The organism is Pseudomonas sp. A0308 (genome assembly GCF_044218815.1).
GTDB lineage: Bacteria > Pseudomonadota > Gammaproteobacteria > Pseudomonadales > Pseudomonadaceae > Aquipseudomonas > Aquipseudomonas iridis.
This window is the reverse complement of the sequence record NZ_CP162581.1, coordinates 107,003-131,535: the sequence shown is the minus strand read 5'-3', so window position 1 is coordinate 131,535 and position 24,533 is coordinate 107,003. Positions and strand designations below refer to the sequence as shown.

Sequence of the window (24,533 nt, the reverse complement as noted above, 5' to 3'; positions counted from 1 at the left end):
TTGAAATCAGAACTGCCAGTCGAGCGTCAGACCTACGCCGTGGTCTTTCTCGTTCGAGCCGATCAGCCCGTTGTAATCCAGGTTAACCCGCACATCGCGGTTGAGCGCCAGACCGGCGCGCACCCCGACCACCGCAGCATCACGATCCAGCGACACGCTCTGCACGTTGAACGCGCTGTTGCCATTGGCGAACGCCAAATGGTTTTCAGCATCGACGCTGCTCAGGTTGTGCTGCCAGCCCAGGGTCGCGCCCAGTTCGAGCTGATGCTTGTCCGACAGGGCAAACGTGCGCTTGGCGCGAACGCCGAGGGTCGACAGCACCGCCTCGCGGTTGTCTTCACCGCCCTTCAGCGCGGCGGCGTCACCCTTCTCGGTGAAGCTGTCGCTGTTGAGGTGCACGTAAGCCAGATTGGCGAACGGCTCCAGGTTCATCGGTTGCAGGCCCAGGTCATAGGCCGCTTCGGTGAACAATTGCGCGGTGCTCGCATCGCGTTTGACCTTCTGCTTGCCGCTGACATCAGCGAATTGCAGATCACGTTTCACGTCGATACGGTGCCAGCTATAGGCGCCGCCCACGGTCAGACGCAGTGCGTCGATTTCATGCCCCAGGTACGCGCCCAAGTGGTAGCTGTCGACGGATGCCGACGAATGCGTGCCGCTGCCCATGCTCAGTGAACTGTCGCTATAACCGGTAACGAAACCCAGACGAGTATCTTCAGCAATCAAGCCGTCGACGCCGGCCAGCAAGCCACCGATGGAGCTGTTGGAATCGGCATTTTCATGCCCGCCATCGCTTTTGCCCCACGCACCCAGCACCTTGACCCAGGCGTTGCTGCGGTCATCCGTCGGCGCTGCGGCGTCGAACAGATCACGTTCGCGCAGACGTTCGCCGACGGCATCGCGCAGGTAACGGCTGTCGTTAATCAGCATCGTGCCGATGGCCGGATGAATTTCTCCGGACAACTGTTGGAACGCTTGCTGCGCTACGGCAGCAGTCGGTGACACCAGCAGGGTTTCGAACAGCGCATTGCCCGCGCCCAGGCGCTCGGCAGCGGCACCCACGGCGCGCTGGTTCGGCGTCAGACCCACGCTGGCGAACGAAGCGTCATTACGCCCCACCGCCAGTTGAATGCCGTTCGCCGAGTAAGCGAGCGTCCCGCCAAGAAACGCGTAATCCGGCAACACCTGGCCGAAGCGTCCTTCGATACCACCCGCCGCTTGCAGGATGTTGTACTGCGTGCCGAGCAGGCTTTTCACTTCGCCAGTGGTCAGCAGTGTCGGGCTGTTTTCCAGCGCCATGGTCACTGTGGCGCCTTCGATCACGGCTTTACCGGTGGCGATAATCTGGTCACTGCTGGTCGGCGACAGTTCCACCGCGTAGGTCGAACCCGACGCGAAGTTCACGTCACCGGCGACATTCATCGTGCCGATCGAATTGCCCGGCGCCACGGTACCGCCACTGTTCACCGACAACGCGCCGATCCGGCCATTGCCGCCGAGGATGCCGCCGTCATTCACCGTGACCGCAGAGGCCAGCGAGCCGTTGATAGCGAGTCGGCCCTGATTGACCAGGGTCGGGCCGCTGTAGCTGTTATTGCCGGTCAGCACCAGTGTGCCGATACCCTGCTTGGTCAGACCGCCATGGCCGGAAATGTCGTTGCGCCAGGTATCGAGGCCACAGGTGATGTCGTTGCACACGCGCTCGGTGGGCTTGCCCTGATCGATGATCGCGCCGATGCCCGGCAAATCCGCGACAAACTGGCCGGAGCCGTAAGCGCCGTCGATGCGGAACTCGCTCGGAATGTCCTGCTCGGTGACGAACATCGCCGGGCCATCAATGCCTTTGCGCAGGTTGATCATGCCCCAGCCATACAACGCGTCGATGCCCGGCGCGCCGAGGTCGGTCGCGGTTGTGCGCAACACGCTGGCGACCTGATCGCCGGACATGTACGGGAAGCGCTCCATCAGCACGGCCATCGAGCCGGCCACATGCGGTGCGGCCATCGAGGTGCCGTTGTAGTTTTTGTAGGCGGTGGTCAGATTGTCGGCGTTGGTGCCCTCGATGATCGCACTGAAGATCTTCGTGCCGGGCGCCGAAACGCAGAAGCTTGCGGTGTAGCCGCAACGCGATGAGAACGTACTCATGATGTACGGATTGGCGCTGGTCAGGTCCGGATTCTGCTGTAACGCGGCGACGGTGATCCAGTTCGGCGCGATGTCCGGGACGAAGTAACCGAGGCCGGCGATGGCGTCCGGGTTGTTCAGGTTGTAGTCGTTACCGGCGGCGAAAATCGTCACGATGCCGCTGCGTGCCGCGGCAATCGCACCGTCATAGGCGCCGCCGGGTTTGGTGCCGAGCAGCGTGCGGATTTCGTTGAATTGCACCTGCGCGTCGTTGACGGTGAAGTGAGGATACGCCGGATCGCGGCCACCGAGGTCGAAGCGATCGGTGATGCCAATGCCCCAGCTGTTGTTGATGATCCGCGCACCACTGGCGATCAGCGCATCCCAGCCGGCCTTGTACACGGCGCCGTCGTTACCGCGGACGATGCCGTCTTCAGGGCCGGGGTCGCCGTTGTCGGCACTGATAATTTGTGCGCCGAACGCTACGCCATGCATCGGCCCGCCGTCACGACTGCCCGCCGCAATGCCGCCGACGTGGGTGCCGTGCGCACCGAGTTTGCCGTCGGAACCGACCGAGGGCGAACCGTCATAACGGAACGCATCCCCGGCTTTGACAGGGATGTACGGGTCGGTGTATTCGCGGATGCCACTGGTGACCAGAGTGACGACTTTATTACTGCCGGAAAACTCCGGGTGTGCGGCGTACACCGGCTGATCGAAGATCCCCAGTTTTACCCCTTTACCGGTGTAACCAGCGGCGTAGGCGTGTTCGGCACCGATTGCGCCCAGGCCCCAGTCAGCCTTGAATTCGGCACTGCGCCAACTGGCGACATCGCCCGTGCGACCGTTTTCCACATAGGGCGCGGCGTGTGCCGTGCCCCAGGTGGTGAGTGCGCACAACACCGCGCCAGTCAACGTTTTCAGGGCAAAGCAGCCACCCGTTTGCGCGGGGGTTTTATTGTTTTTCATCCTGCGACCTTCCTTAGTTGTGTTACGAAAAATCCGTCTATGTTCAGCTAGCGCCCCTGTTTTTGAGGGGTTCGGTCAGAACTGCCAGTTAAGGCTCAGGCCAACGCCATGGCTCTTCTCGCGGCTAGCCAACTGCCCGTTGTAATCAAGGTTCACGCGCACGTCCTTGCTCAACGCCAGACTGGCCTGCACGCCGACCAACGCGGCATCGCGCACCAGCGCCGAACTCTCGACGCTATACGGCGTACCGCCACTGGCAAAGCGCAGATGCTGTTCAGATTCGATGTCGGTAAGGCTGTGCTGCCAGCCCAGATGGCCGCTCACATCCAGTGTTTGCCGAGTCGACAGATTGAACGTTTTGATCGCCCGCACACCGAGGGTGCTCAGCACTGCATCACGCTGATCGCCCGAGCTTTTCAGCGCCGCAGCGTCGCCCTTCTCGGTGAAGCCTTCGGTGTCCAGATGCACGTAAGCCAGATTGGCGAACGGCTCCAGCGCCAGCGGTTGCAGGTGCAGTCGATAAGCCGCCTCACCGAACACCTGAGTCGTCGCCGCATCAACCTTGGTTTTTTGTTTGGCGCTGACGTTGCCGTACTGCAGATCGCGTTTCACATCGGCGCGATGCCAGCTGTAGGCCGCGCCGGTGCTCAGACGCCAGGCGCCGATTTCATGCCCGGCGTAAGCACCGAGGTGATAGCTGTCGACCTTGGCCGACGAGTGCGTGCCCGAGCCCATGCTCAGCGAGCTGTCGCTGTAGCCGGTGACCAGACCGATGCGGGTCTGCTCGTCCAGCGCGCCGTCGACACCGGCCAACAGACCGCCAATCGACGTGTTGTAGCCCGCCGTGTCATGGCTCGAATCGGTGCTGCCCCACGCGCCGAGCGCCTTGATCCAGCCGTTGCTTGGCGTCGCGGAGGCATCGTGCAGGCGCTCACCGACGGCATCGCGCAATTGGCGGCTGTCGTTGATCAGCATCGAACCGAGGGCCGGGTAGATTTCGCCGCTCAGTTGCTGAAAGGCCTGTTGCGCAGACGCGGCGTCTGCCGACAGCAGCACGCTTTCGTAAACCGAATTGCCTGCGCCCAGGCCTTCGACAGCCGTGGCCACCGAACGCTGATTCGGGGTTTGGCCGACGCTGGAGAACGCGGTCGCGTTGCGTTCAATATTGAGTTGGATCGCGCTGGCGGCGTAATCGAGGCTGCCGCCAATGAACAGGTAGTTCGGCACCACGGCGCCAAACTGGCCTTGAACACCACCGGCCGCTTGCAGGATGTTGTACTGGCGACCGAGCAGGCTTTGCGCCTCGGAGGCACTGAGCAAGGTCGGGCTGTTTTCCAGCGCCAGGCTGACGGTTGCGCCGCTGACCGTGGCCGTGCCGCCGGCAACAATCTGGTCGCTGCGGGTCGGTGACAGCTCCACCGCGTAGGTCGAACCCGGCGCGAAGGTCACGTCACCGGCCACATTCAAGGTGCCGATGGAGTTGCCCGGCGCCACGCGGCTGCCGCTGTTGGCGATCAGTGAGCCGATTCGCCCGGAGCCGCCAAGGGTGCCGCCATCGTTGACGGTCACTGCTGAAGCCAGCGAACCATTGACGCTCAGCAGGCCGCCATTGACTGTGGTCGGGCCGCGATAGGTATTGTCCCCGGTGAGAAACAGTTGTCCGTCTCCGGACTTGATCAGGCTGCCTTGATAAACCCGCGCCGCGGCGGCGGCATCACGGGCCATGCCCACCGCGTAGTCGGTCTGATCCTGCTGGCTGGCGCCGGGCGCAATGCCGTTCTGCCAACCCTTGTCTTGCAGGGTTTGCTGCCAGGTAACGTGTTCAGCGAAGTCTTCGCCCTGACGCTGGATCAGCGCTTTGTCGGAGATGTCGTTACTCCAGACATCGCTCTGCCCGGCCGCCAGATTGGCGTCGAACGCCCCGAGTAACTGTCCAGGGCCGCGCATCGCCTGGTTCAGGTTGGCTACGCCCCAGCCGAGCCGCTCGGTCGGCGCATCCGTCACCGAACCATCGAGCTGGGTGGCGGTGGTCAGCAGCACTTCGAGCGCCTGCTGGTTGTTCATGTACGGGTAGCGTTCCATCACCAGAGCCAAGGCGCCGGTGGCGTGCGGTGCCGACATCGACGTACCGGACTTGATCGCGTAACCGCCATCGGGAATGGTGCTGTCGATCTTCGCGCCCGGCGTGGTGATGCACCAGTATTTGGCGAGGCCGCACTGGTTGTACTTCTGCTGATTGCTCTGATCGAGACCGGAGACCGCCAGCCAGTGACCTTCGAGATCCGGCTGAAAGTACGGCAGCGCCGAACGCACGCTGGCATTCGGATAACCGCTGTTGCCGGCACTGAATACGTTGATCACCCCGCGTCGCGAAACATCGGCAGCGGCGTCGAGCCAGGTGCCTTTGTTCCAATGCTGAGCGTAGGCGGCGTGCAGATCAGCCAGGGTCCGGTAGCTGACATCCGGCGGCTGACTGCCCCAACTGTTGTTAATGGCGCGCACGCCGGCATCGGCCAATGCGTCGTATACCGCTTTAAAATAACGCGGATCGGGCTTGGGGCCGAACAGGAAGCTGTCGTTATTGTTGGTGTTGCCGACAAAGATTTGCGCGTTATAGGCCACGCCGTGCATGCCCGTGCCGTCACGCGAGGCGCCCATGGTGCCGACCACATGGGTGCCGTGGGAATCGTTGTTGGCGTTGAGGGTGCCATCGACGTTGAACGGCGAGCCGTCGACATAGCTGCCGTTGGCCAGAACCGGGTGGTAACGCTCAGTGGCGAATTCGGGATGGGCGGCGTCGAAACCGGAATCGAGCGCGCCGATCTTCACACCTTTGCCGGTAATGCCGGCAGCGTAGGCTTGATCGGCCTGCATGCGCGCAAGGCCCCAATCACGCAGAAACTCGGCACTGCGCCAACTGGCGGGATCACCGGGTTTGCCGGCCTCCAAGTACTGGGCGTGGGCCTGGGATATAGAAATTGCGAGCAACAGCGTGCCGACCGAAATTGGCTTGATGCGTACTTCCATGTTCACTACTCACTTTTATTGTTTTATTCAGGAGCTGCCGAAAGCTGCGAACCAAAAAGCCAGATCAAAAGATCGCAGCCTCCGGCAGCTCCTACAGGGGCATGCATATTTCTGGATTAATCACTTTCCGGCTCTGTGTAGGAGCTGCCGGAGGCTGCGATCTTTTGATCTTCGGTGTTATCGAGTTTTTGGGCCTTGTCCAAACGCCTCATCCACCCGCGCCAGATCCTGCTCATTCAACGTGCCGGCGTAGTAATGCAACTTGGTCCACGCCATCAAATAGTCGTACCGCGCCTGCGCCAGATCGCGGCGGGTGGTGAACAGTTGTTGCTCGGCGTTCAACGCGTCGAGGTTGGTGCGTTCACCGCCGAGGATGCTTTGCTTGGTCGACACCACCAACGCTTCCGCCGAGCTCAGGGCCTTTTGATACGCGCGCAGTTTATTCACCCCCGACAGGCAGGCGCTGAACTGGCGACGCAGTTCGATCAGTGTCTCGCGGGTCTTGCCGTCCAGTTCGTACTCGGCCTGTTCCATGGTGCGGCTGGCCTGACGGGTGGAGGCCGACACGCCGCCACCGGCGTACAACGGCACGCTCACTTCGAGACCGATGGTGTTGGTTTCGTAACGCTGGTTGTAGGTGTTGCCGCTTTCCGATTCGTTCTGGCGCATCGAGGCGTAAGCATTGATTTTCGGCAAGTGCCCGGCGCGGTTGCGTTCGACCTCGTAGCGCGCCACTTCCACAGCCTGGCGTTGCGAGGCCAGGTTCGGGTTGTTGCTGACCGCCATTTCATGCCAGGTATCGAAATTGGCTGGCTGCAGTACGAAGGTCTGGAAGTTCTGATCCAGCGGCGCCAGATCACCGATATCCACGGCCGGCACGCCGACCAGTGCGCCCAGCTCGCGCAGCGCTGCGTCCTGTTCGTTGCGCGCCTCGATCTCCTCGGCGGTCGCCAGCTCATAACGCGACTCGGCTTCAAGAATGTCGGTGCGCGTGCCTTCACCCTGCTTGAACATGTGTTCGTTTTGCTGGAACTGCTGCTCGTAAGCCTTCTTCTTCGCCTGTGCGATATCAATCTGATCCTGGGCAAACAAGGCTTTGGTGTAGTTATCCAGCACGCGCACCAGCAGTTCCTGGCTCTTGCCGCGAAAGCTTTCGTCGGCAAACAGCGACTGCGCCACGCCCTTGCGATACGCCGCATAGGCTTCGTAATCGAGCAAGGGTTGTTGCAGGGTCAGGGCCGAGCCGTAACTGCTGTAATTGCGGTCATCGGTTTTATTGCGCGCACGCTCATCAAGGGACGTTGCCTTCGAGGAGTTGCGGCCCTTGTTGTAGGTGTAACCGATACGCGGCAGCAGCCCGGCACGGCCAATGGCGCGGTTTTCCAGGCCAGCATCACGTTCCTTGATCGCGCCGAGGAACACAGGGTCATTGCGCAACGCCTGTTCGTAGATCTCAAACGGCCCCATGGCCGCTACGACTGAGTGACTCGCGAACAGCGTCAATGCTGCCCCGAGCATGCAAAGCTTATTCATACAGCTGAACATCCTTATTCTTCGGTCAACGCAGAGTTGGCCCGGTCGAGCAGCGGTTTGAACAGATAGTTGAGGAGCGATCGCTCGCCGGTACGCACAAACATTTCTGCCGGCATGCCCGGTTTGATCACCAGGCCGTGGAGTTTTTCCATGGCCTGATCGCTGACGCTGCTGCGCAACACGTAGTACGGCACGCCGGTTTTTTCATCGACCATCTGGTCGGCGGAAATCAGGCTGACTTCGCCCGGCACACGCGGGGTTTTGCTCTGGTTGAACGCGGTAAACAAGATGTCCACCGGCAGATGCGGGCCGACCTTGTCGATCAGATTGATCGGCAGGTGCCCTTCCACTTCCAGGGTGGTGCCTTGCGGAACGATCTCCAGCAGGGTTTCGCCCTGACGCACCACGGCGCCTTCGGTGTGTACGCCAAGATTGACCGCCACGCCGTCGGCGGTGGCGACAATCTCGCTGTGTTGCAGGTCGAAACCGGCGGAGGTCAGTTGCTCCGACAGCGTGACGCTTTTGAGCTGCGCCTCGGCCAGTTGCGTACGAACTTCCTTCTGATATTCCTCGCTGTGCTGCTGCAGCTTCAGGCGCGACTCGAGAATGCCCTGCTCGACACGCCCGCTTTCACCGGTGTTTTCCGCCAGTTGCTGCTGGACCTGCGAGAGCTGGCGCTGATATTCCATCAAGCGGTTGCGCGGGATGTAGCCGTTGTCGGCCAGCGGTTGCAGGTTGCTCAACTGTTGTTGCAGCGAGTCGGCCTGGGCATTGAGGTCGGTGCGCGCGCGGCGCATGCCGGCCAGTTGCGCGGTAGCGCCTTCGATGCTGGCGCGCAAGCCGGCCTGCTCGCGATAGAACGCTTCGCGGCGGCTGCTGAACAACTGGCGCTGACCTTCCAGCACCAACGCCAGGCGCGGGTCCGGGTCATTGCTCAACTCCGCCGGAAAGGTCACTTGCTTGAGGTTGTCGCGCTCGGCCTGCCAACGCGCCAGACTGGCCCATGCCATGCGGTATTGCGCCTGCAACGATTGCACATCGGCCGCGACTTGCGTCTGGTCGAGGCGGAACAGTGGCTGGCCCTGCTTAACGATCTCGCCTTCGCGCACCAGAATCCGGCTGACCACCCCGCTGCTCATCGACTGCACGGCTTTGCGTTTACCCGACACGACCACCGTGCCCTGTACCGGAATACCTTGATCCAGCGGCGCCAATGCCGCCCAGGTGAAGAAACTGCCCGCGCCGACAATCGCCAGAACCCAGCCCATGCGTGCGAAGAATTTCGCGTCACGTTCCGGACGTTCAGCGATGTAAGCGTGCTCCATGCTCGCTTCGTTTTCAGTGTTCATGTTTGCGCTGCTCATACACCCGAATTCCTTGTCGTGGGCTGATACTGCCGGCTCATGCTGAGCCCGCCCGGTGCTTGCGCAGGTTTCTCGCGTGGTTGTTCATTGGCGGCGCCGGACAGCGCCTTGAGCACGTCCTGACTCGGGCCGAAGGCCTGCAAACGACCCTCGTTGAGCACCAGCAATTTGTCAGCCTGAGCCAGCACCGAGGAGCGATGTGTCACCAGCACCACTGTGGTGCCCTGGGCCTTGAGTTGCGCAATCGCGCTGGCCAACGCCGCTTCGCCCACGGTGTCGAGGTTGGAGTTGGGCTCATCCAGCACCACCAGGCTTGGCGTCCCGTACATGGCGCGCGCCAGCGCCACTCGTTGCTTCTGACCACCGGACAGACCGCTGCCGTCCTCGCCCAACTGCGTGTCGTAACCTTGCGGCAGGCGCAGGATCATTTCGTGAACGCCGGCCTGCTGGGCAGCCGCCACGACTTTCTGCGCATCGGCTTCGCTAAAACGCGCAATGTTTTCGGCGATGCTACCGCTGAACAGTTCGATGTCTTGCGGCAGGTAGCCGATGTAAGGGCCGAGTTGATCGCGATTCCAGCGATGGATGTCCGCGCCGTCCAGTCGCACCGTGCCACCCAGGGTCGGCCAGACACCGACCAGCACTCGGGCCAGGGTCGATTTGCCGGAACCGGACGCGCCGAGCACACCCAGCACTTCACCTGCGCCCAGATTGAAATTGACCATGTGCAAGGTCGCAGCGCGTTGCCCAGGTGGGCCGGCACTGACTTGCTCGAAGGTGATCTGGCCTTTGGGCGCTGGCAGGGCCATCGCTTCATCACTCGGCGGGAAGGCTTGCAGCAACGCATCGAGACGACGGTAAGCCAGCTTAGCCCCGCTCCATTGCTTCCAGACGGCGATCAACTGGTCGATCGGGCTGAGTACGCGGCCCATCAGGATGGAGCCGGCGATCATCATGCCGGCGGTCATGTCACCTTTGATCACCAGTAACGCGCCAAGGCCCAGCACCAGCGATTGCAGGCACAGACGCAGGGTTTTGCTCACAGAGCTGATCACCGCGCCGGTGTCGCTGGCCTGATTCTGCAAACCGAGAAAGCGCGAATGCACCTGGAACCAGCGTTTACGCAAGGAACCGAGCATGCCCATCGCCTGAATGGTTTCGGCGTTGTGCAGGTGGCTGGTGGCCAACTGGCTGGATTGCTGCGAGAAACCGGCGGCTTCGCCCAGCGGCTTTTTGGTCATGTATTCGTTGAGGCACGCCAAGGCGATCAGCAACAGCGCACCGGCGGTGGCCAGTACGCCGAGCCAGACGTTGAACAGGTAAATAACGAACAGATACACCGGAAACCACGGCGCATCGAAAAAAGCGAACAGCGCCGGGCCGGTGACGAATTGACGAATGTGGGTCAAGTCCCCCAGCGACTGCCCGGCATTGCCCTCGCCCTTGAACAGATTGCGTTCGAACGCCGCCTGGTACACCCGCAGGTTAAAGCGGCGCTCCAGTTGGCTGCCGATGCGGATCACGATGAAACTGCGCACCACTTCCAGCAGGCCGATAAAGACAAAGAAGCCGACAACCATCAGCGACAGCATCGCCAGGGTGGTTTCGTTCTGCGAAGACAGCACCCGGTCATAGACCTGAAGCATATAAATGGAGGGCACCAGCATCAGCACGTTAATCAGTGCCGTAAAGCATCCAACGCTGATCAGGATGCTTTTATAGTCACCCAATGCCTTGAACAAGGGCGCGGTGGCTGGGGCCTTCGCCATCTTCATTGATTATTCCTGAGGTCTAACTCTCGCCAATCTTTGGCGAGACTTCAAATTGATTATCCGCGCAACGCGGGAACATATTTCCAAGCTGTTCGCTTACAAATTCATAACAACTAGCTCTGATTAATACAGTGCAGTTGTGATTGAACATGTCGCTTATAACCTGACAGTGACGCCTTATATTAAAATCTTGTCGTCTGATTGATCATTACGACTATTGCGCAACGCGCTCCAGGGTAATTTTCAGACCTGACTTCAAAGTCGCCAGATAAAACCCATCACGTTGACGGCTAAAGAACTGGATTCTTGAACCCTCCTTGCCAGTGATAGAAATACCGTCCGGGTCGGGAAACCAGCCAATCGGCGCCTCTTCGAGCCATGCCCCCAAGCAGTCAGCGCCTTTACCAATCGTCTGGTTGGATTGCAGATCGACAGTGCAGGTATTCGACGGTTTGTCCTGCAGTTTTTGCGCTTCAGCGCTGTCATCGCGGGCGCTCAGCGTCGCCTGCCACTGCCCGGCAAATACCGAGGGTTCTTCGAGCCTGAGGCTGCTTGCCATGCTTGTTTCTCCTGAAATCATCATCAGCGTCGCCATCAGCCACGCCACCGTCATGTAGGTAAAAACGTTTCGACTCATAGGAAATTTCACCCCAATGCGTAGCCTTGCCTACAGGGCAAGACGATGCAAGCGAAGAAAGCGGCGCATCACGCGCCGCCCTCTTGTTTCACATCAAGCCACGATGTCGCTGATTGCCGCCTGGCCAACGGTGCTGACCTGGAAGTCGGCCGCGCCGAATCCGGAGAAGTCCACCGAGAGCAGGCTATTGCCGCCCGACGAGGTCAATACCGCATCGCCCGCCGCACCGGTGAAGGCGCTGACGAAGTGCAGGCCGGCACCCTTGGTGATGCCGGTCAGGTCGATTTTGTCCAGACCGCTGACGAAATCGAGGATCTGATCGATCGCACCCGGTTTGGAATCCGAACTGGCCGCGAACACAAACGTGTCCGAACCCGCGCCACCCCACAGCTTGTCGGCACCGCCAGCCCCGTAGAGGATGTCGTTTCCGGCACCGCCCTTGAGCTCGTTGGCCACACTGTTGCCGATCAGCAAGTCGCTGCCCGAACCACCGATGGCGTTTTCGATGATCGCGCCCTTGGCGATGGACACGTTACCAACCATACCGCCAACGTCGGAGAACGAGGCGCTATTGAGGTTGATCTTCTGGTTTTGGGTGAAGCCCGAGAAGTCCAGAGTATCCTTGCCGCCCGCATCCCAGACCGAGAACACTACTTTGTCACTCGACGACGAAGCGCTGAGGAAGTCACGACCGGTGTTGGAGTTGAAACCGTAGGTGGTGTCACCGGTACGAGTGGTGGTGTTGGCGCCGTAGAGTTTCTGGATCGCTGCGATGTCATCCATCAGCGGGCCGGAGGCATAGGCTTCCACGCCACCCTTGCTGAAGTTCTGGCTGGTGTTGTTCTCGCTCCAGTAACTCATGATGCTGTAGCCGCGGGTGTCTTGCCCGTAGGAAGCATCGTTATAGGTCGGGTTGCCATTACCGGCGTTGTAGTCGCCAGGGTGAGCCAGACCGAGGCTATGACCGATCTCGTGAGTCAGGGTCTGACGACCGTAGTTGTTCAGATCCGGATTCTTGTTCGCCGTGTAGCCACTGTTGATCAGGTACCACGAGGTGCCGTCATAACCGGCGCCGGTGCCTGGCAGATAAGCGAACGCTGCAGCGCCATCCTGGCCACCGCTGTAGTTACCGAAGGTCATGTGACCGTCACCACCCGTAGCTTTTTCGGTGAAGGTGACATTGGCCACATCGGCCCAGGATTGCATGGCGAGCTTGGCCTGGTTTTGTTGTTGTGCACTGAACTGACTGAACCCGGAGATCCCGTGCTTGTTCATCGTGCTCGATGAAGCAGAAGTCAGGAACGTGTAAGTGAGTTCGATCTTGCCGCTGCCGTCCTTGTCTTGATAGGCAGCGCCGTCGCGCAGCAATTGGGTTGCGGCCTGGTCGACGGAGAAGGAGGGTTTGCCGTTGACCGTGAGATTGCCGCCGCGATCGTATTGATGGCTGAAACTATTGATTTGGTTCCAGGCGGAGCTGGATGCTGCCAGTGACTGCGCAGCCCCTACAGGCTGAAAAGCCTGTTCGGCGGTATCAATAGCATTCTTTTTAACTTTCGACATAAACACACTTCCTTGTTAAGCAATGGAACAGTTTTTGTCCGATAGCGACAATCTCTGGCGAGATCGTCCTATCACTCGCCCAATGAAGGCGAAAGAAAACTGACACAATTTGAAATCTGACGTAAAGCATTTTTTTGAATTCAAATCGAGCTATTCCGGGAAGCTCCCGTAAACAAAGCATGTGCGGTCGAAAGAATGTTTCAGATGGCTGGTTTTTGCCTAATTGTCTGACGATTTTCTATTTAATTATTAAATAAGGCTAAGTTGTTTTTTGTCGAAGGCGTCTCACTTTTGCCTTGTATTAGTGCATGTGCCAGCGCATTGATATCACCCGATAATAGACGCTGATAACCCATGTGGGAGCGAGCCTGCTCGCGAATGCGAAAGCTCATCCAACATCAATGCTGAATGAAACATCACTTTCGCGAGCAGGCTCGCTCCCACAGGTTTTGCATTTACCGATATATCTCAGCTACCGGTACGAATCTTGTTCCAGATCCGAGTACGAATCCGGTCGATGTTCATCGGCATTGCCTCCAGGGCGAACAACCTGCCCAACATCTCCGGGGTCGGATAAACCTTGGTGTCGTTCTTGATCGCCGGATCGATCAGGCTGTCGGCCTGCTCATTGCCGTTGGCGTAGTGCACCGAGTTGCTGATGTCAGCCATCACGTCCGGGCGCAACAGGTAGTTCATGAAGGCGTAGCCGGCCTTCTCGTCCGGAGCGTCGTTGGGCATCGAGACCATGTCGAACCAGATTGGCGAACCTTCCTTGGGAACCGAATAGCCGATCTCGATGCCGTTCTTCGCCTCTTTGGCGCGGCTCTCGGCTTGCAGGATGTCGCCGGAGAAACCGACCGCCACGCAAATATCACCGTTGGCCAGATCGCTGGTGTACTTCGAGGAATGGAAATAGCTGACGTAAGGCCGCACTTTCATCAGCAGCGCTTCGGCTTTCTTGTAGTCCTCGGGGTTCTTGCTGTGGTGCGGCAAGCCCAGATAATTGAGGGCCGCTGGAAGCAATTCCGGGCCGTTGTCGAGAATCGCGACGCCGCACTTCTGCAGTTTTTCCATGTACTCGGGTTTGAAAATCAGATCCCAGGAATCGACCGGCGCGTCGTCGCCCAATACCGCTTTGATCTTGGCAACGTTGTAACCGATGCCGGTGCTGCCCCACAGATACGGGAAGCCGTGCTCGTTGCCCGGATCGTTGGTTTGCAGGGCCTTGAGCAACACCGGATTGAGATTTTTCCAGTTCGGCAACTGGCTCTTGTCGAGCTTCTTCAACGCGCCGCCCTGAATCTGCCGGGCCATGAAGTGGTTGGACGGAAACACCACGTCGTAACCAGAGTTGCCGGTCATCAACTTGCCATCGAGGGTTTCGTTGCTGTCGTAGACGTCATAAATGACGCCAATGCCGGTTTCTTTCTGGAAATTTTTCGTGGTGTCCGGCGCGATGTAGCTGGACCAGTTGTAAACCTTGACCGTCTCGGCGGCGTGACTGATGGAGGCGACCAGCAACAGCGGTGCCAGAGTGAGGGTTTTCCGGATCATGGGTCGATTCCTGTAGAGGCTATTGTTGTTTGGCAGGCAATCTCAAGCAATCAGAAAATCAGCACGTAGGTCTTGCGCACGGTTTCCTGGATATCCCAGATACCGAGCGTGTTGGCCGGCAACATCAATGCGTCGCCACCTTGTATGTGCAGGGTTTCGCCACCGTCGTCCGGGGTGAATGTGCAACGCCCGGAAATGAAATGGCAGAACTCCTGCGCGGTGATCTGCCGGCGCCAACGGCCGGGCGTGCATTCCCAGACGCCGGTTTCGACACCATCGTCGCGCTCGACGCTGGTAGTTGAGGCAATGGCTATCGGCTCGCCAAGCGGCACGGCGACCGGGTTGGATTCATCGAGTTGTAACGTGGCGGTGTTTTTGAACTGGGTGATGCTCATGGCGTTACCTGTCTTGTGAATAAACAACTGTCAGTGCATGAAACCTTCCATGAACCCGGCCACCTGGCTGGCGAGTTTGCGCCGCCATGGCGCAGTCGCCGGATTGGCGAGGGTCTGGTCTTCGTGGACAAAGCTTTTGATGATCGCGTTGTAACCGAGCCAGCGGCACGGCTCCGGCTCCCAGGCACGCAGCGCATGAATCCCGCCGTCCGGCAGCACCCACGGCTGGTTAACCAGTTCGCTGTCGCGCTCAAGGATCAGATCGGCCAGGGTACGGCCGCCGAGGTTGCTGGCACCCACGCCCTCCCCGCCATAACCGCCGGCCAACGCAATGCCGTTGGCCCGATCGCACAGCATGTGCGGTTTGAAGTGGCGGGACATGCCGAGGTTGCCGCCCCAGGCGTGAGTGATCTGCACATTTTTCAGTTGCGGGAACAGCTCACCGAACAGATAACGACGCAGCTCGACTTCATCGCGGGTCAGGTCAAAGTTGTGGCGCAGCTTGCCGGCGAATTGGTAACCACCGCGGGCGCCGAAAATCAGACGGTTGTCAGCACTGCGCTGGCCATAAGTGACCTGGCGGCTGAATTCGCTGAAAGCCTGGCCGCGACTGAGGCCGATCTCGTCCCACGTAGCGGCGGACAGCGGTTCAGTGGCGACGATCAGGCTTTGCACCGGCAATTGGTAGCGACCCAGAGGTGGCAATGTCACCGAATACCCTTCCACTGCTGGCACGATCCAGCGACTGCGCACATTGGCTTTGGCCGTGCGCAAACTGCCCGACTGCCAATGCGTAACGGGGCTGTTTTCGTAAATCTTCACGCCCATGCCTTGCACGGTGCGCGCCAGGCTGCGCACCAGTTTGGCCGGGTGAATGGTCGCCACATGCGGGGCGTAGATGCCACCGTAAGGTTTGGCGACACGAATCTGCTGCGCCAGTTGCTCAGGGCTGAGCCAGCGGTAATCGTCGTCGGTCAGACCCTGGGCGTGGAGTTTGGCCAGGTAGTCGCGCAGAGTCGCTTCCTGTTCCGGATAGCGCGCCGCGCAGTACAGCACGCCGCCCTTGCGGTAATCGCAGTCGATACCCTCACGTTCGAGGACGACTTCCACTTCATCGGGGATGCTGTGCAGCAGATCAAACGACGCGCGACGCTGCTCGGGAGACAGTCCGGCGAGCAAACGCTCCTCGCCAAGCAGATTGCCCATCAGCCAGCCGCCGTTGCGCCCGGATGCGCCAAACCCGGCGGTTTGCGCCTCGATAATCGCGATGTCCAGGCCCGGCGCGTGCTTCTTCAGGTAGTACGCCGTCCACAGCCCCGTGTAACCGGCGCCGATAATCGCCACGTCGACGTCCAGACCCCGCTCAAGCTCGGGCCGCGCGATCAGCGGCTCGTCGAGTTGATCCATCCACAAACTGATAGTGCGCCACGCCGGCATGCAAGACTCCGCCACTGAAAACCTTCGATGGCGTCGATCCTAGTGCGCGACCTCAGGAGATGTCTTGCGCGCGTGTCCGCAAAGAAATTTGTTTAACGTAAGCCTTGGGCGACAGGCCGGTGTGTTGGCGGAAACAGCTGTAAAACGCCGACAACGAATTGAAACCCGCGGCGAACGCCAACTCATCGATGCGCACTGGCGGCGCGGCATCGTCCAGTGACTTGAGCAGATGTTGCAGTCGCGCGTGGTTGACGTAGCGGTAGAAACTTTGCCCAAGCACCTGGTTAAGCAGGTAGGAAATCTGATTGCGGCTGTACCCGCACTCCTTTGCAACCCGTTGCAGGTCAAGCTCTGGATCCAGGTACGGTTGCTGGCGTTCGAAGTATTGCTGCAGATCGTCGGCCATAAAACTCAATTGACGCGGCGACAGGCCTAGGCGACTGACGGCCGGGCGCTGGCTCGGCGCAGTGGTATTGCCAACCTGTGCACGCACCAACGAGGCGTATTCATTTACGCGCCAGATCAGCCCGTCCTTGACCGTGATCGCCTCGCTGGAGCGGAACGACACAAGTCCCTCGCCGCCGCGCAGGGTCACTTCGTACTGAATGAACGCAGTGTTGCCATCAACGCGAATGCGGTCGCAATGCTCAAGCGCTTCGTCGGATTCGCGCGGCATGCTCACACGCACGTACTCGCGCAACTCGTCGAGGCCGAGCACGCGGTTCTGGAAAAAATCGCTGTACTGAATGTCCGGGTGATACAGCGCCATCACGCTGTCCAGGTCGCGGTGTTTCCAGCTCAAGTGATAGCGCATGACCGTGGCGGTCGTGGCCTGGGTCTGTGCGGGGCCGTCGTCGTCGGCGTGCATAAGGAGCTCGGCGAAAAAGAATCGAGCTTGCCGAAGTTCAGCACGGGCATCAATGACTAATCCATGGTGGCATTTTGGCGATGAATGCGTAGGCCGTGACTTACATCAAAAAATACCAATCAATCGCTAAATGAACTGAAAATTCCCACAGGAATTTCACATTGAGATGCTACTTTTAACGTCAGTCACTGGTTGAGCCAATGAAGGCTCTTCCCACCTAACATGAGCTAAAGGAAGCGCTCGATGAAGAAGGCGGGCAACACATGAATAATGGGTCAAGCAAAGTCACGTTCCCCAACGCCTGCCAGTTGATGCGCTGGCATTTTCATCCCATGGGTTTCGAAGCAACGATGGATGCACCGGGCAGCATGATTGCCCGATTGTTTGATCGAGCCAGTGGTGAAACCATGATCGCTATCGCAGGCATCCCGTGCGCAACGGTAATGAATGCGGCAGACGTCGAGCGAATTATCGAGGCCGTGGAGGATGAGCTGGACGCTTTCATACCTCCAGAGTCTCTCAGGAATTACGCATAACCTTCTGATTTACAACAAAAAGCCCGCATTAATGCGGGCTTTTTTGTGGGTCACGCGGTTTGCTTTTCTGCTCGATGATCAGCGAAGAATGGCTTGCCCTTCGCCACTCGGTCGGACGCCTTGGGCATGTTCACCGCTTGCGGCTCCTGCGGCTCGACATACCAATAACAATGGCTGACCGCACGGGTAATCCCGACGTACGCCAGGCGCAAGATCTCGTCTTTTTGCGCGCTGTCATACGGCTCGCTGTCGCCGGTTTTGCCCAATCCGGCCATGCGATAAACCTGGTTCTTGTAAGGAGAACTGGTCAGATGCTGACAGTCACCGAGCAGGAACACCGCGTCTGCCTGCAGGCCCTTGGCGCTGTGATACGTCAGTTGTTTCAAGCGACGAGCTTCGTACGGCAAGCTCGAATCAACATTAACTACAGACTGAATATGTTTTTCTATCAATAACTTATCGCTGCTTTTTCGATAAAGCATCAAGATTGAATGTCCCTGCCGATAATGCTCGGCCAGACGTTCGCCCAGTGCCTGATCGTCGCGTTCCAGTACGTTGACTGGCAGCAATGGCTTGGGCTCGCCGCTCGCCTTGGCCTTCTTACCAGGGATCGCGGGTGCGGCACGGACGATGTGTTCCGCCGCATCGATGATGTGTTGATGACTGCGATAGTTGTCACTGAGCATCACTCGCGTGGTGCTCGGCGACGGGAATTCCTTGTTGAACTCCATGAAGTAACTCGGTGAACTGCCGCGCCAGCCGTAAATCGATTGCCAGTCATCCCCCACACATAGCAGCGATGAGCGCTGCGCGCCTCGTCCGACATGCATGGCCGGCCCACGGCTGCGAATCTCCGAGAGGCTCGCGCGAATCCACGAAACGATCTGTGGCGAAACGTCCTGAAACTCATCGATCATCAGGTGCGACATGGGTCGCAGCAGTTCATCGCTGAGCAGTTTGAGGTTTTCCGGCGAGTGCTCGCTGAACAGCGCGAACATGCGGTTGTAGGTCATGATCGGCGGCTTCTGGTCGAGCAGGTGATCTTCCAGGGCGCGCCAGAACAGGCTCAACGCCTCGAAGAAAAACCGGTCGGGGTCATCCTTGGCGAAACTCATGCGGCCAACAGCATCCGGCACGTCCAGCCCCAGGTTCTCGATAAACCCGGCCGCCGCCACGAAACAGTCGAGCAACGGCGCGGAAGCGAGTTCACCTTTGACCTTGTAATCGAAGCCCGGGCCTGCACTGGCATCACCTGCCAATGTCGCCAAAACGCGTTTTGACGACTCGTAACTATCTAGCCATATCAATGGCTTACGACAGAAAGCTTGAAACAGGGTGCGCTTTACTGCCCACTCTGCACGTATCGAAAGTTTCGCATTCGGTCGGCAGAGCTGGGCGTTTTCCCTGGGGTCGAAACCGAGTACGACCCAAGCATCAAGGCTTGGAATGTAGCCGTGACAGTGAAATGTCGAACCATTGATTTCGAAGGTCTGCCGGTTGGGCTCAATGCCTTTGATAGGCCAGGCACCGGCGCCGAACCAAAGATCTTCAATGGCATCGCACAGTTCTTCATCGCGCTTGGCCGCCAGCTCGGTGACGGCCATACGCTTCTGTACATCGGGGTGATCACGCTCCAGCTCCTTGAGCTGCAACCCGGCCTTTGTCATCGGCTGGATCAGTTGGCGGAAACGCTCGTCCTGCGTGAACAATCGGTGATAGCAGGCATTGAGCTGCTGGCGCTGCGCGTCGTTGATACGCAGGTCGAACGGATTGCTGTCGACCTCCTCGTCAGCTCCGGGCGCTCGATGGCTGAGGTTCTCGAAAGCCTGCAACCGCTCGAAACCCGCCAGGCTGCGCACCATCGGCAGAATTCGCGAGTGGAAGGTTCGCACCAGCTCCCGCGCCTGTTTCAGGCTTAGCGCCCGCCCCCACAACGCAAACAGCTCGATCAGCTTGTTGATGAAGTCCTTGCGCGATTCGCGGGTGAAGGTCACTACGGTCATCGAATCGAGTTCAAAGCCCAGATAGTGCGTCAACAGTAGAATGCGCAGGACCAGCGTGGTCGACTTGCCCGCTCCGGCGCCGGCTACCACGGAAGTCGAAGGCGTATCGCTGAAAATCATTTTCCACTGCGCAGTGCTCGGCTGAGCGTGTGCGGGAAGTAAACTCGCGACATCAGCCTTCATGCGCTTCTTCAGCTCAGCGGTGAGCGGCAGGCGCCAGTCGTCGAACAGGAGATTGTCCACGCTTGGCGGACGATGTTCGGTGTTGCGGCTGTCGCGGATCAGCAACACTTGCCGACCTTCTTCAAACCCCTCGAGCTTGCCCTCTTTATACCCGTACTCGACACCCGCGGTATGACCGCTACGAAAGCCATCCGCCTGACCATGCAGCCACGACGCACGGTGTTGCGCGCGCAAACGCGTCAAACCGTGGCCGAAGAAACGTGCGGCCATACGTTTGAACCACGGCATCTCGGCCAATGGGCGAAGTTCGGGAGGAAGATCGGGGGTTTGTTGCGCCACGCTGACGGGCTCCAGTAAGTAAGGCTGTTGAAGGCTATGGTGTCTTTATTTAACGCCGGGTTCTAGCGAAATGCTTACGCTTCATTGGTTTAGGCGATGAACTGAAGGTGGGATGAGAAATCTTCGAGCTTTTTTTGATCGGCTTATTCGATCTTAATGCCGCATTTTTTACGCTTTTTATCGATACTTGGCTGATAGATGATCGCCGTCATAAACCACCGGTCTTGGGCCGGGCGTGATAACTGCGCCCCGTCATTAACCTTTTGAGGAGACGATCATGCTTGAACTCAGACCTTTCAACACACTGGGCGCCGCCCATCATGGCTGGTTGGATGCGCATCACCATTTTTCGTTCGCCGAGTACTACGACCCTCAGCGCATGAGCTGGGGCAATCTGCGGGTGTGGAACGATGACGTAATCGCCGCGGGCAGCGGTTTCCCGCAGCACCCGCACCGCGACATGGAGATCATCACCTACGTGCGCGAAGGTGCGATTACTCATCAGGACAACCTCGGCAACAAGGGCCGCACCGAGGCTGGCGACGTGCAAGTCATGAGTGCCGGCACGGGTATCGCGCACAGTGAATACAACCTGGAAGCCCAGGACTCCAAGATCTTCCAGATCTGGATCCTGCCCACCGAAACCGGCGCCCCGCCGTCCTGGGGTGCGAAACCCTTTCCCAAAGGTCAGCGTGAAGGGTTTGTGACCCTTGCCAGCGGTAAGGATGGCGATGATCAGAGCCTGCGTATCCGCGCCGATGCACGTTTGGTGGCGGCGAATATCAAGGCTGGTGAGACGGCGGAATATCGTCTCGACGAAGGACGCCGCGCTTATCTGGTGCCGGCTACTGGTGTGATTGAAGTCAATGGCTTGCGTGCACAAGCTCGAGACGGTGTGGCGGTTGCGCATGAGCAGGTACTGACCGTTACCGCGATTGAAGACAGTGAGATTGTGTTGGTGGACCTGGCTTGATCGCCTGATCGCAGGCAAAAAAAGGGGCAACCGCAATGGTTGCCCCTTTTTTTGGCTCGGTGGACTTCAGCTTATTTGCTGGAAATTGCGCCATCCACCAGAGTTTGCGCTTCAACCACCAATTGCTTGAGGTGCTCGTCGCTGATGAAGCTTTCTGCGTAGATCTTGTAGATGTCTTCGGTGCCTGACGGACGCGCCGCGAACCAGCCGTTCTCGGTCATTACCTTCAAGCCGCCAATCGCCTGATCATTGCCCGGTGCATGGCTGAGAATGCTTTGAATCTTCTCGCCCGCCAATTCGGTCGAAGTGACTTGCTCCGGCGACAGCTTGCTGAGCAGGGCTTTCTGTTCCGGGTTGGCCTTGGCGTCTACGCGTACCGAGAACGGCTCCCCGAGTTCATCGGTCAGCGCTTTATAGGCCTGGCTTGGGTCGCGACCAGTGCGAGCGGTCATTTCTGCCGCGAGCAGTGCCGGGATCAGACCATCCTTGTCGGTACTCCATACACCGCCGTCCTTGCGCAGGAACGATGCACCGGCGCTCTCCTCGCCGCCAAAACCCAGCGAACCGTCGAACAAGCCGTCCGCAAACCATTTGAAACCGACCGGCACTTCGTAGAGACGACGCCCCAGACGCTTGGCGACACGATCAATCAGACCGCTGCTGACCACGGTTTTACCCACGCCAGCATCGGCACGCCACTGCGGACGGTTCTGGAACAGATAATCGATAGACACTGCCAGATAGTTGTTCGGCGCGAGCAAGCCACCGGAAGGAGTCACGATGCCGTGGCGATCGTGATCCGGGTCGCAGGCAAACGCCACGTCGAAACGCTCCTTCAGACCAATCAAGCCTTGCATCGCATGGCTCGATGATGGGTCCATGCGAATCTGGCCGTCCCAATCGACGGTCATGAAACGGAAGGTTGGATCGACTTGCTTGTTCACCACTTCCAGATCCAGACGGTAGTGCTCGACAATCGCCGACCAGTAGCGCACCCCTGCGCCACCCAGCGGATCGACACCCAAATGCAGCTTGGCATCACGGATGGCATCGAAGTCGATCACGTTGATCAGATCGGCAACGTAGGTATTCACGTAGTCGTGACGATGGGTGGTGCTGGCCTTGAGCGCCTGCTCGTAACTGATGCGCTTCACGCCAGCCAGTTTATTGGCCAGCAGCTCGTTGGCCTTGGCTTCGATCCACTTGGTGATGTGGGTGTCTGCCGGGCCGCCGTTGGTTGGGTTGTATTTGTAGCCACCGCTTTGTGGCGGGTTGTGCGACGGCGTGATGACGATGCCGTCGGCCAGGCCCGAAGTACGGCCGCGGTTGTAGCAAAGAATGGCATGGGAAATGGCCGGAGTCGGCGTGTACTCGTCGCCTTCGGCGATCATCACGGTCACACCGTTCGCCGCCAGCACTTCCAGAGCGCTGGCACCCGCGGGAGTCGACAACGCGTGAGTGTCGATGCCGACAAACAGCGGCCCGGTGATCCCTTGGGCCTCGCGATACAGGCAGATCGCCTGACTGATCGCCAGCACGTGCCATTCGTTGAAACTCAGGTCGAAAGAACTGCCCCGATGCCCCGACGTGCCAAACGCCACACGCTGCGTGGAAATGGAAGCGTCAGGCTGGCCGGTGTAATAGGCCGTTACCAGTCGCGGGATATCGACCAACAATTCTGCCGGTGCCGGTTTGCCCGCAAAAGGACTGAGTGTCATGCAAAAACCTCTGAAATAGAGTGATTCAGGAATAGAACGCAGTTTACTGGCAGTTTGACCGTAGTGCGACGGGATCTATCCGGGACACTCCCGATGTTTTTTAACGTTAACTTTCGGGTGCCATCCGCAATGCGTCGCCCAGCAGCGCGACGACATTCCCCAGATCGTGGTCACCATGGCCCAATGAGCTCAAGCGCAGATGGTGCGCATGCAACCCCTGCAGGCTGAACAACTCCCCTGGCGCAATAATGATCTGTTGCTTGAGCAGGCGCTGAAAGACATTCTCCATGTCTACCGGACGCAACGAGCTTACCCAGACCGTTGCCCCGCCCTGCGGCTCGACAAACTGCAACGCGTCGCCCAGGCGCTCGCGCAATAACTGGATCAACTGCGTTCGTCGCTCCTTCAGCATCCGTCGCAGTACCGACAAATGCTGGTCCAGCCGTCCGCCGCCCAACAATCTCGCAATCGCTTTCTGACGGATTAGCGACAAGCTAAAGGCGCGTAACAGGAAATGGCGTTGCAACTCACTGCGCCAATGGCGCGACAGGACAAAACCGAAAGGCGCCTCAGCACCGATGAACTTCTCGAACGTGGAAAACACCAGCAGGCGATCCGGGTCTAGCCAGTCGCGCAGGCGTTGGGAGTCGACCCCTTCATCGAGTTCGCTGTGACAGTCGTTTTCCAGAACCCAGGTGCCATGACACCCGAGCAGATGGGCGATGGCTTGTCGATTGGTCGCAGATAGCAGGCTGCCGTGGGGCATGCTCAACGCTGAGGACAACAGGATCAGCCGCACCGGCTCGTTCTTGAGCAAAGACTCCAGGCGTTGCGGATCAATCACCCCGCCGGCGAGCAGCGGCAACTCGATCACGCGCACTTGGGCGCAATCAAGCAGACGCAGGATCACCCAGTCACACGGCGACTCGACCACTACGGTGGCCCCACGCAACTCGAGCACCGAAATCAGAATTTCCAGCACCCCGCGCAAATCGGCACCGATGTAGACGTCATCGGCATGCCAGCAATTCACCGTCGATGAGGTGTAACGCGCAGCCAGTACGGTGCGTAACTCTAGCTCACCGCAAGGCTGCACCAGTACTTGCGGCTGGCGCGGGTACTGGCGCAGCAGTTCCCGCTCAAGCATCAGCAAAGGACGGTCCAGCGGTTGCAGCGAAGCCGGGTCATCGGCGCTCAATACACACATGCCCGGTCGCTGGGTATTGACGTAGACGGTTTCGAGCAGGTCCCTGCCACAACCAGGCACGTCCAGTGCGGGCAGTGCTTTCGCGTAATAACCGGATTTGGCGATTGAATAAACCCGACCTTCCTTTTCCAGCAACGAATAGGCGTACTGGACGGTCGAGATCGACACATTCAGTCGATCAGCCAGTTGCCGCAAGGAAGGCAGGCGCACTGCCGAGCTGCTCCCTGCTTCCTCGATCAGCAGCGTCAGGTAGCGATAAACAGCCTGATAAACAAAGTCGTTTTCCCGCGACGCTTTCACGAGCCGGCATCCATGGGCTGTGATTCAGGGTTAG

Annotated in this window: 16 protein-coding genes; 2 read left to right on the top strand and 14 right to left on the bottom strand. The window is 59.1% G+C overall.

Annotation, left to right across the window (positions count from 1 at the left end):
• Positions 1-6: 6 nt before the first annotated feature.
• The 11 genes from AB4P92_RS00575 to AB4P92_RS00525 all read right to left on the bottom strand — a co-directional run bounded on the left by AB4P92_RS00575 (position 7) and on the right by AB4P92_RS00525 (position 17,240).
• Positions 7-3,093, bottom strand: a complete 3,087-nt coding sequence (locus AB4P92_RS00575) for an autotransporter domain-containing protein (RefSeq protein WP_395598667.1) — start codon at positions 3,091-3,093, stop codon at positions 7-9.
• Between the two features lie 75 nt (positions 3,094-3,168).
• The gene (locus AB4P92_RS00570) at positions 3,169-6,120 is read right to left on the bottom strand and encodes an autotransporter domain-containing protein (protein ID WP_395598666.1); all 2,952 of its coding nucleotides are present in this window, start codon (positions 6,118-6,120) and stop codon (positions 3,169-3,171) included.
• 177 nt (positions 6,121-6,297) lie between these two features.
• Positions 6,298-7,665 (bottom strand): TolC family outer membrane protein, encoded by a 1,368-nt coding sequence (locus AB4P92_RS00565; RefSeq protein WP_042559254.1) that lies wholly within the window; start codon positions 7,663-7,665, stop codon positions 6,298-6,300.
• Between the two features lie 2 nt (positions 7,666-7,667).
• Complete coding sequence (locus AB4P92_RS00560) at positions 7,668-9,017, bottom strand: HlyD family type I secretion periplasmic adaptor subunit (protein WP_047301169.1); 1,350 nt, start codon at positions 9,015-9,017, stop codon at positions 7,668-7,670.
• Positions 9,014-10,792 carry a type I secretion system permease/ATPase gene (locus tag AB4P92_RS00555; RefSeq protein WP_339473499.1) on the bottom strand — a complete coding sequence of 593 codons (1,779 nt, stop codon included), beginning with the start codon at positions 10,790-10,792 and terminating at the stop codon, positions 9,014-9,016. The genes AB4P92_RS00560 and AB4P92_RS00555 overlap by 4 nt, the downstream gene beginning before the upstream one ends.
• A gap of 211 nt (positions 10,793-11,003) precedes the next feature.
• Complete coding sequence (locus AB4P92_RS00550; RefSeq protein WP_181818540.1) at positions 11,004-11,426, bottom strand: AprI/Inh family metalloprotease inhibitor; 423 nt, start codon at positions 11,424-11,426, stop codon at positions 11,004-11,006.
• Positions 11,427-11,519: 93 nt separating this feature from the next.
• Complete coding sequence (locus AB4P92_RS00545; protein WP_210624545.1) at positions 11,520-12,986, bottom strand: serralysin family metalloprotease; 1,467 nt, start codon at positions 12,984-12,986, stop codon at positions 11,520-11,522.
• A 468-nt stretch (positions 12,987-13,454) separates the two neighbouring features.
• Positions 13,455-14,540 carry a polyamine ABC transporter substrate-binding protein gene (locus AB4P92_RS00540; protein ID WP_042559259.1) on the bottom strand — a complete coding sequence of 362 codons (1,086 nt, stop codon included), beginning with the start codon at positions 14,538-14,540 and terminating at the stop codon, positions 13,455-13,457.
• A gap of 50 nt (positions 14,541-14,590) precedes the next feature.
• A complete protein-coding gene (locus AB4P92_RS00535) occupies positions 14,591-14,935 on the bottom strand; it encodes a cupin domain-containing protein (protein ID WP_115148108.1) in 345 nt (114 codons plus the stop codon).
• A gap of 30 nt (positions 14,936-14,965) precedes the next feature.
• Entirely contained in the window at positions 14,966-16,372 is a 1,407-nt protein-coding gene (locus tag AB4P92_RS00530; RefSeq protein ID WP_395598665.1) for an NAD(P)/FAD-dependent oxidoreductase, read from the bottom strand.
• Between the two features lie 52 nt (positions 16,373-16,424).
• Positions 16,425-17,240, bottom strand: coding sequence for a nuclear transport factor 2 family protein (locus AB4P92_RS00525; RefSeq protein ID WP_200617183.1), 816 nt, complete (start codon positions 17,238-17,240; stop codon positions 16,425-16,427).
• A 263-nt stretch (positions 17,241-17,503) separates the two neighbouring features.
• Here AB4P92_RS00525 and AB4P92_RS00520 point away from each other — a divergent pair, with 263 nt between their 5' ends.
• Positions 17,504-17,776 (top strand): DUF1652 domain-containing protein, encoded by a 273-nt coding sequence (locus AB4P92_RS00520; protein WP_042559264.1) that lies wholly within the window; start codon positions 17,504-17,506, stop codon positions 17,774-17,776.
• Between the two features lie 50 nt (positions 17,777-17,826).
• On the opposite strand, the gene AB4P92_RS00515 is transcribed toward AB4P92_RS00520, so the two are convergent.
• A complete protein-coding gene (locus tag AB4P92_RS00515) occupies positions 17,827-20,301 on the bottom strand; it encodes a UvrD-helicase domain-containing protein (protein WP_395598664.1) in 2,475 nt (824 codons plus the stop codon).
• 277 nt (positions 20,302-20,578) lie between these two features.
• On the opposite strand from AB4P92_RS00515, the gene AB4P92_RS00510 reads away from it, so the two are divergent.
• Entirely contained in the window at positions 20,579-21,274 is a 696-nt protein-coding gene (locus AB4P92_RS00510) for a pirin family protein (RefSeq protein WP_042559266.1), read from the top strand.
• 71 nt (positions 21,275-21,345) lie between these two features.
• On the opposite strand, the gene pgm is transcribed toward AB4P92_RS00510, so the two are convergent.
• A complete protein-coding gene (gene pgm, locus AB4P92_RS00505; protein ID WP_395598663.1) occupies positions 21,346-22,992 on the bottom strand; it encodes a phosphoglucomutase (alpha-D-glucose-1,6-bisphosphate-dependent) in 1,647 nt (548 codons plus the stop codon).
• Positions 22,993-23,098: 106 nt separating this feature from the next.
• Entirely contained in the window at positions 23,099-24,499 is a 1,401-nt protein-coding gene (locus tag AB4P92_RS00500; protein WP_047301185.1) for a PLP-dependent aminotransferase family protein, read from the bottom strand.
• Between the last annotated feature and the right edge of the window lie 34 nt (positions 24,500-24,533).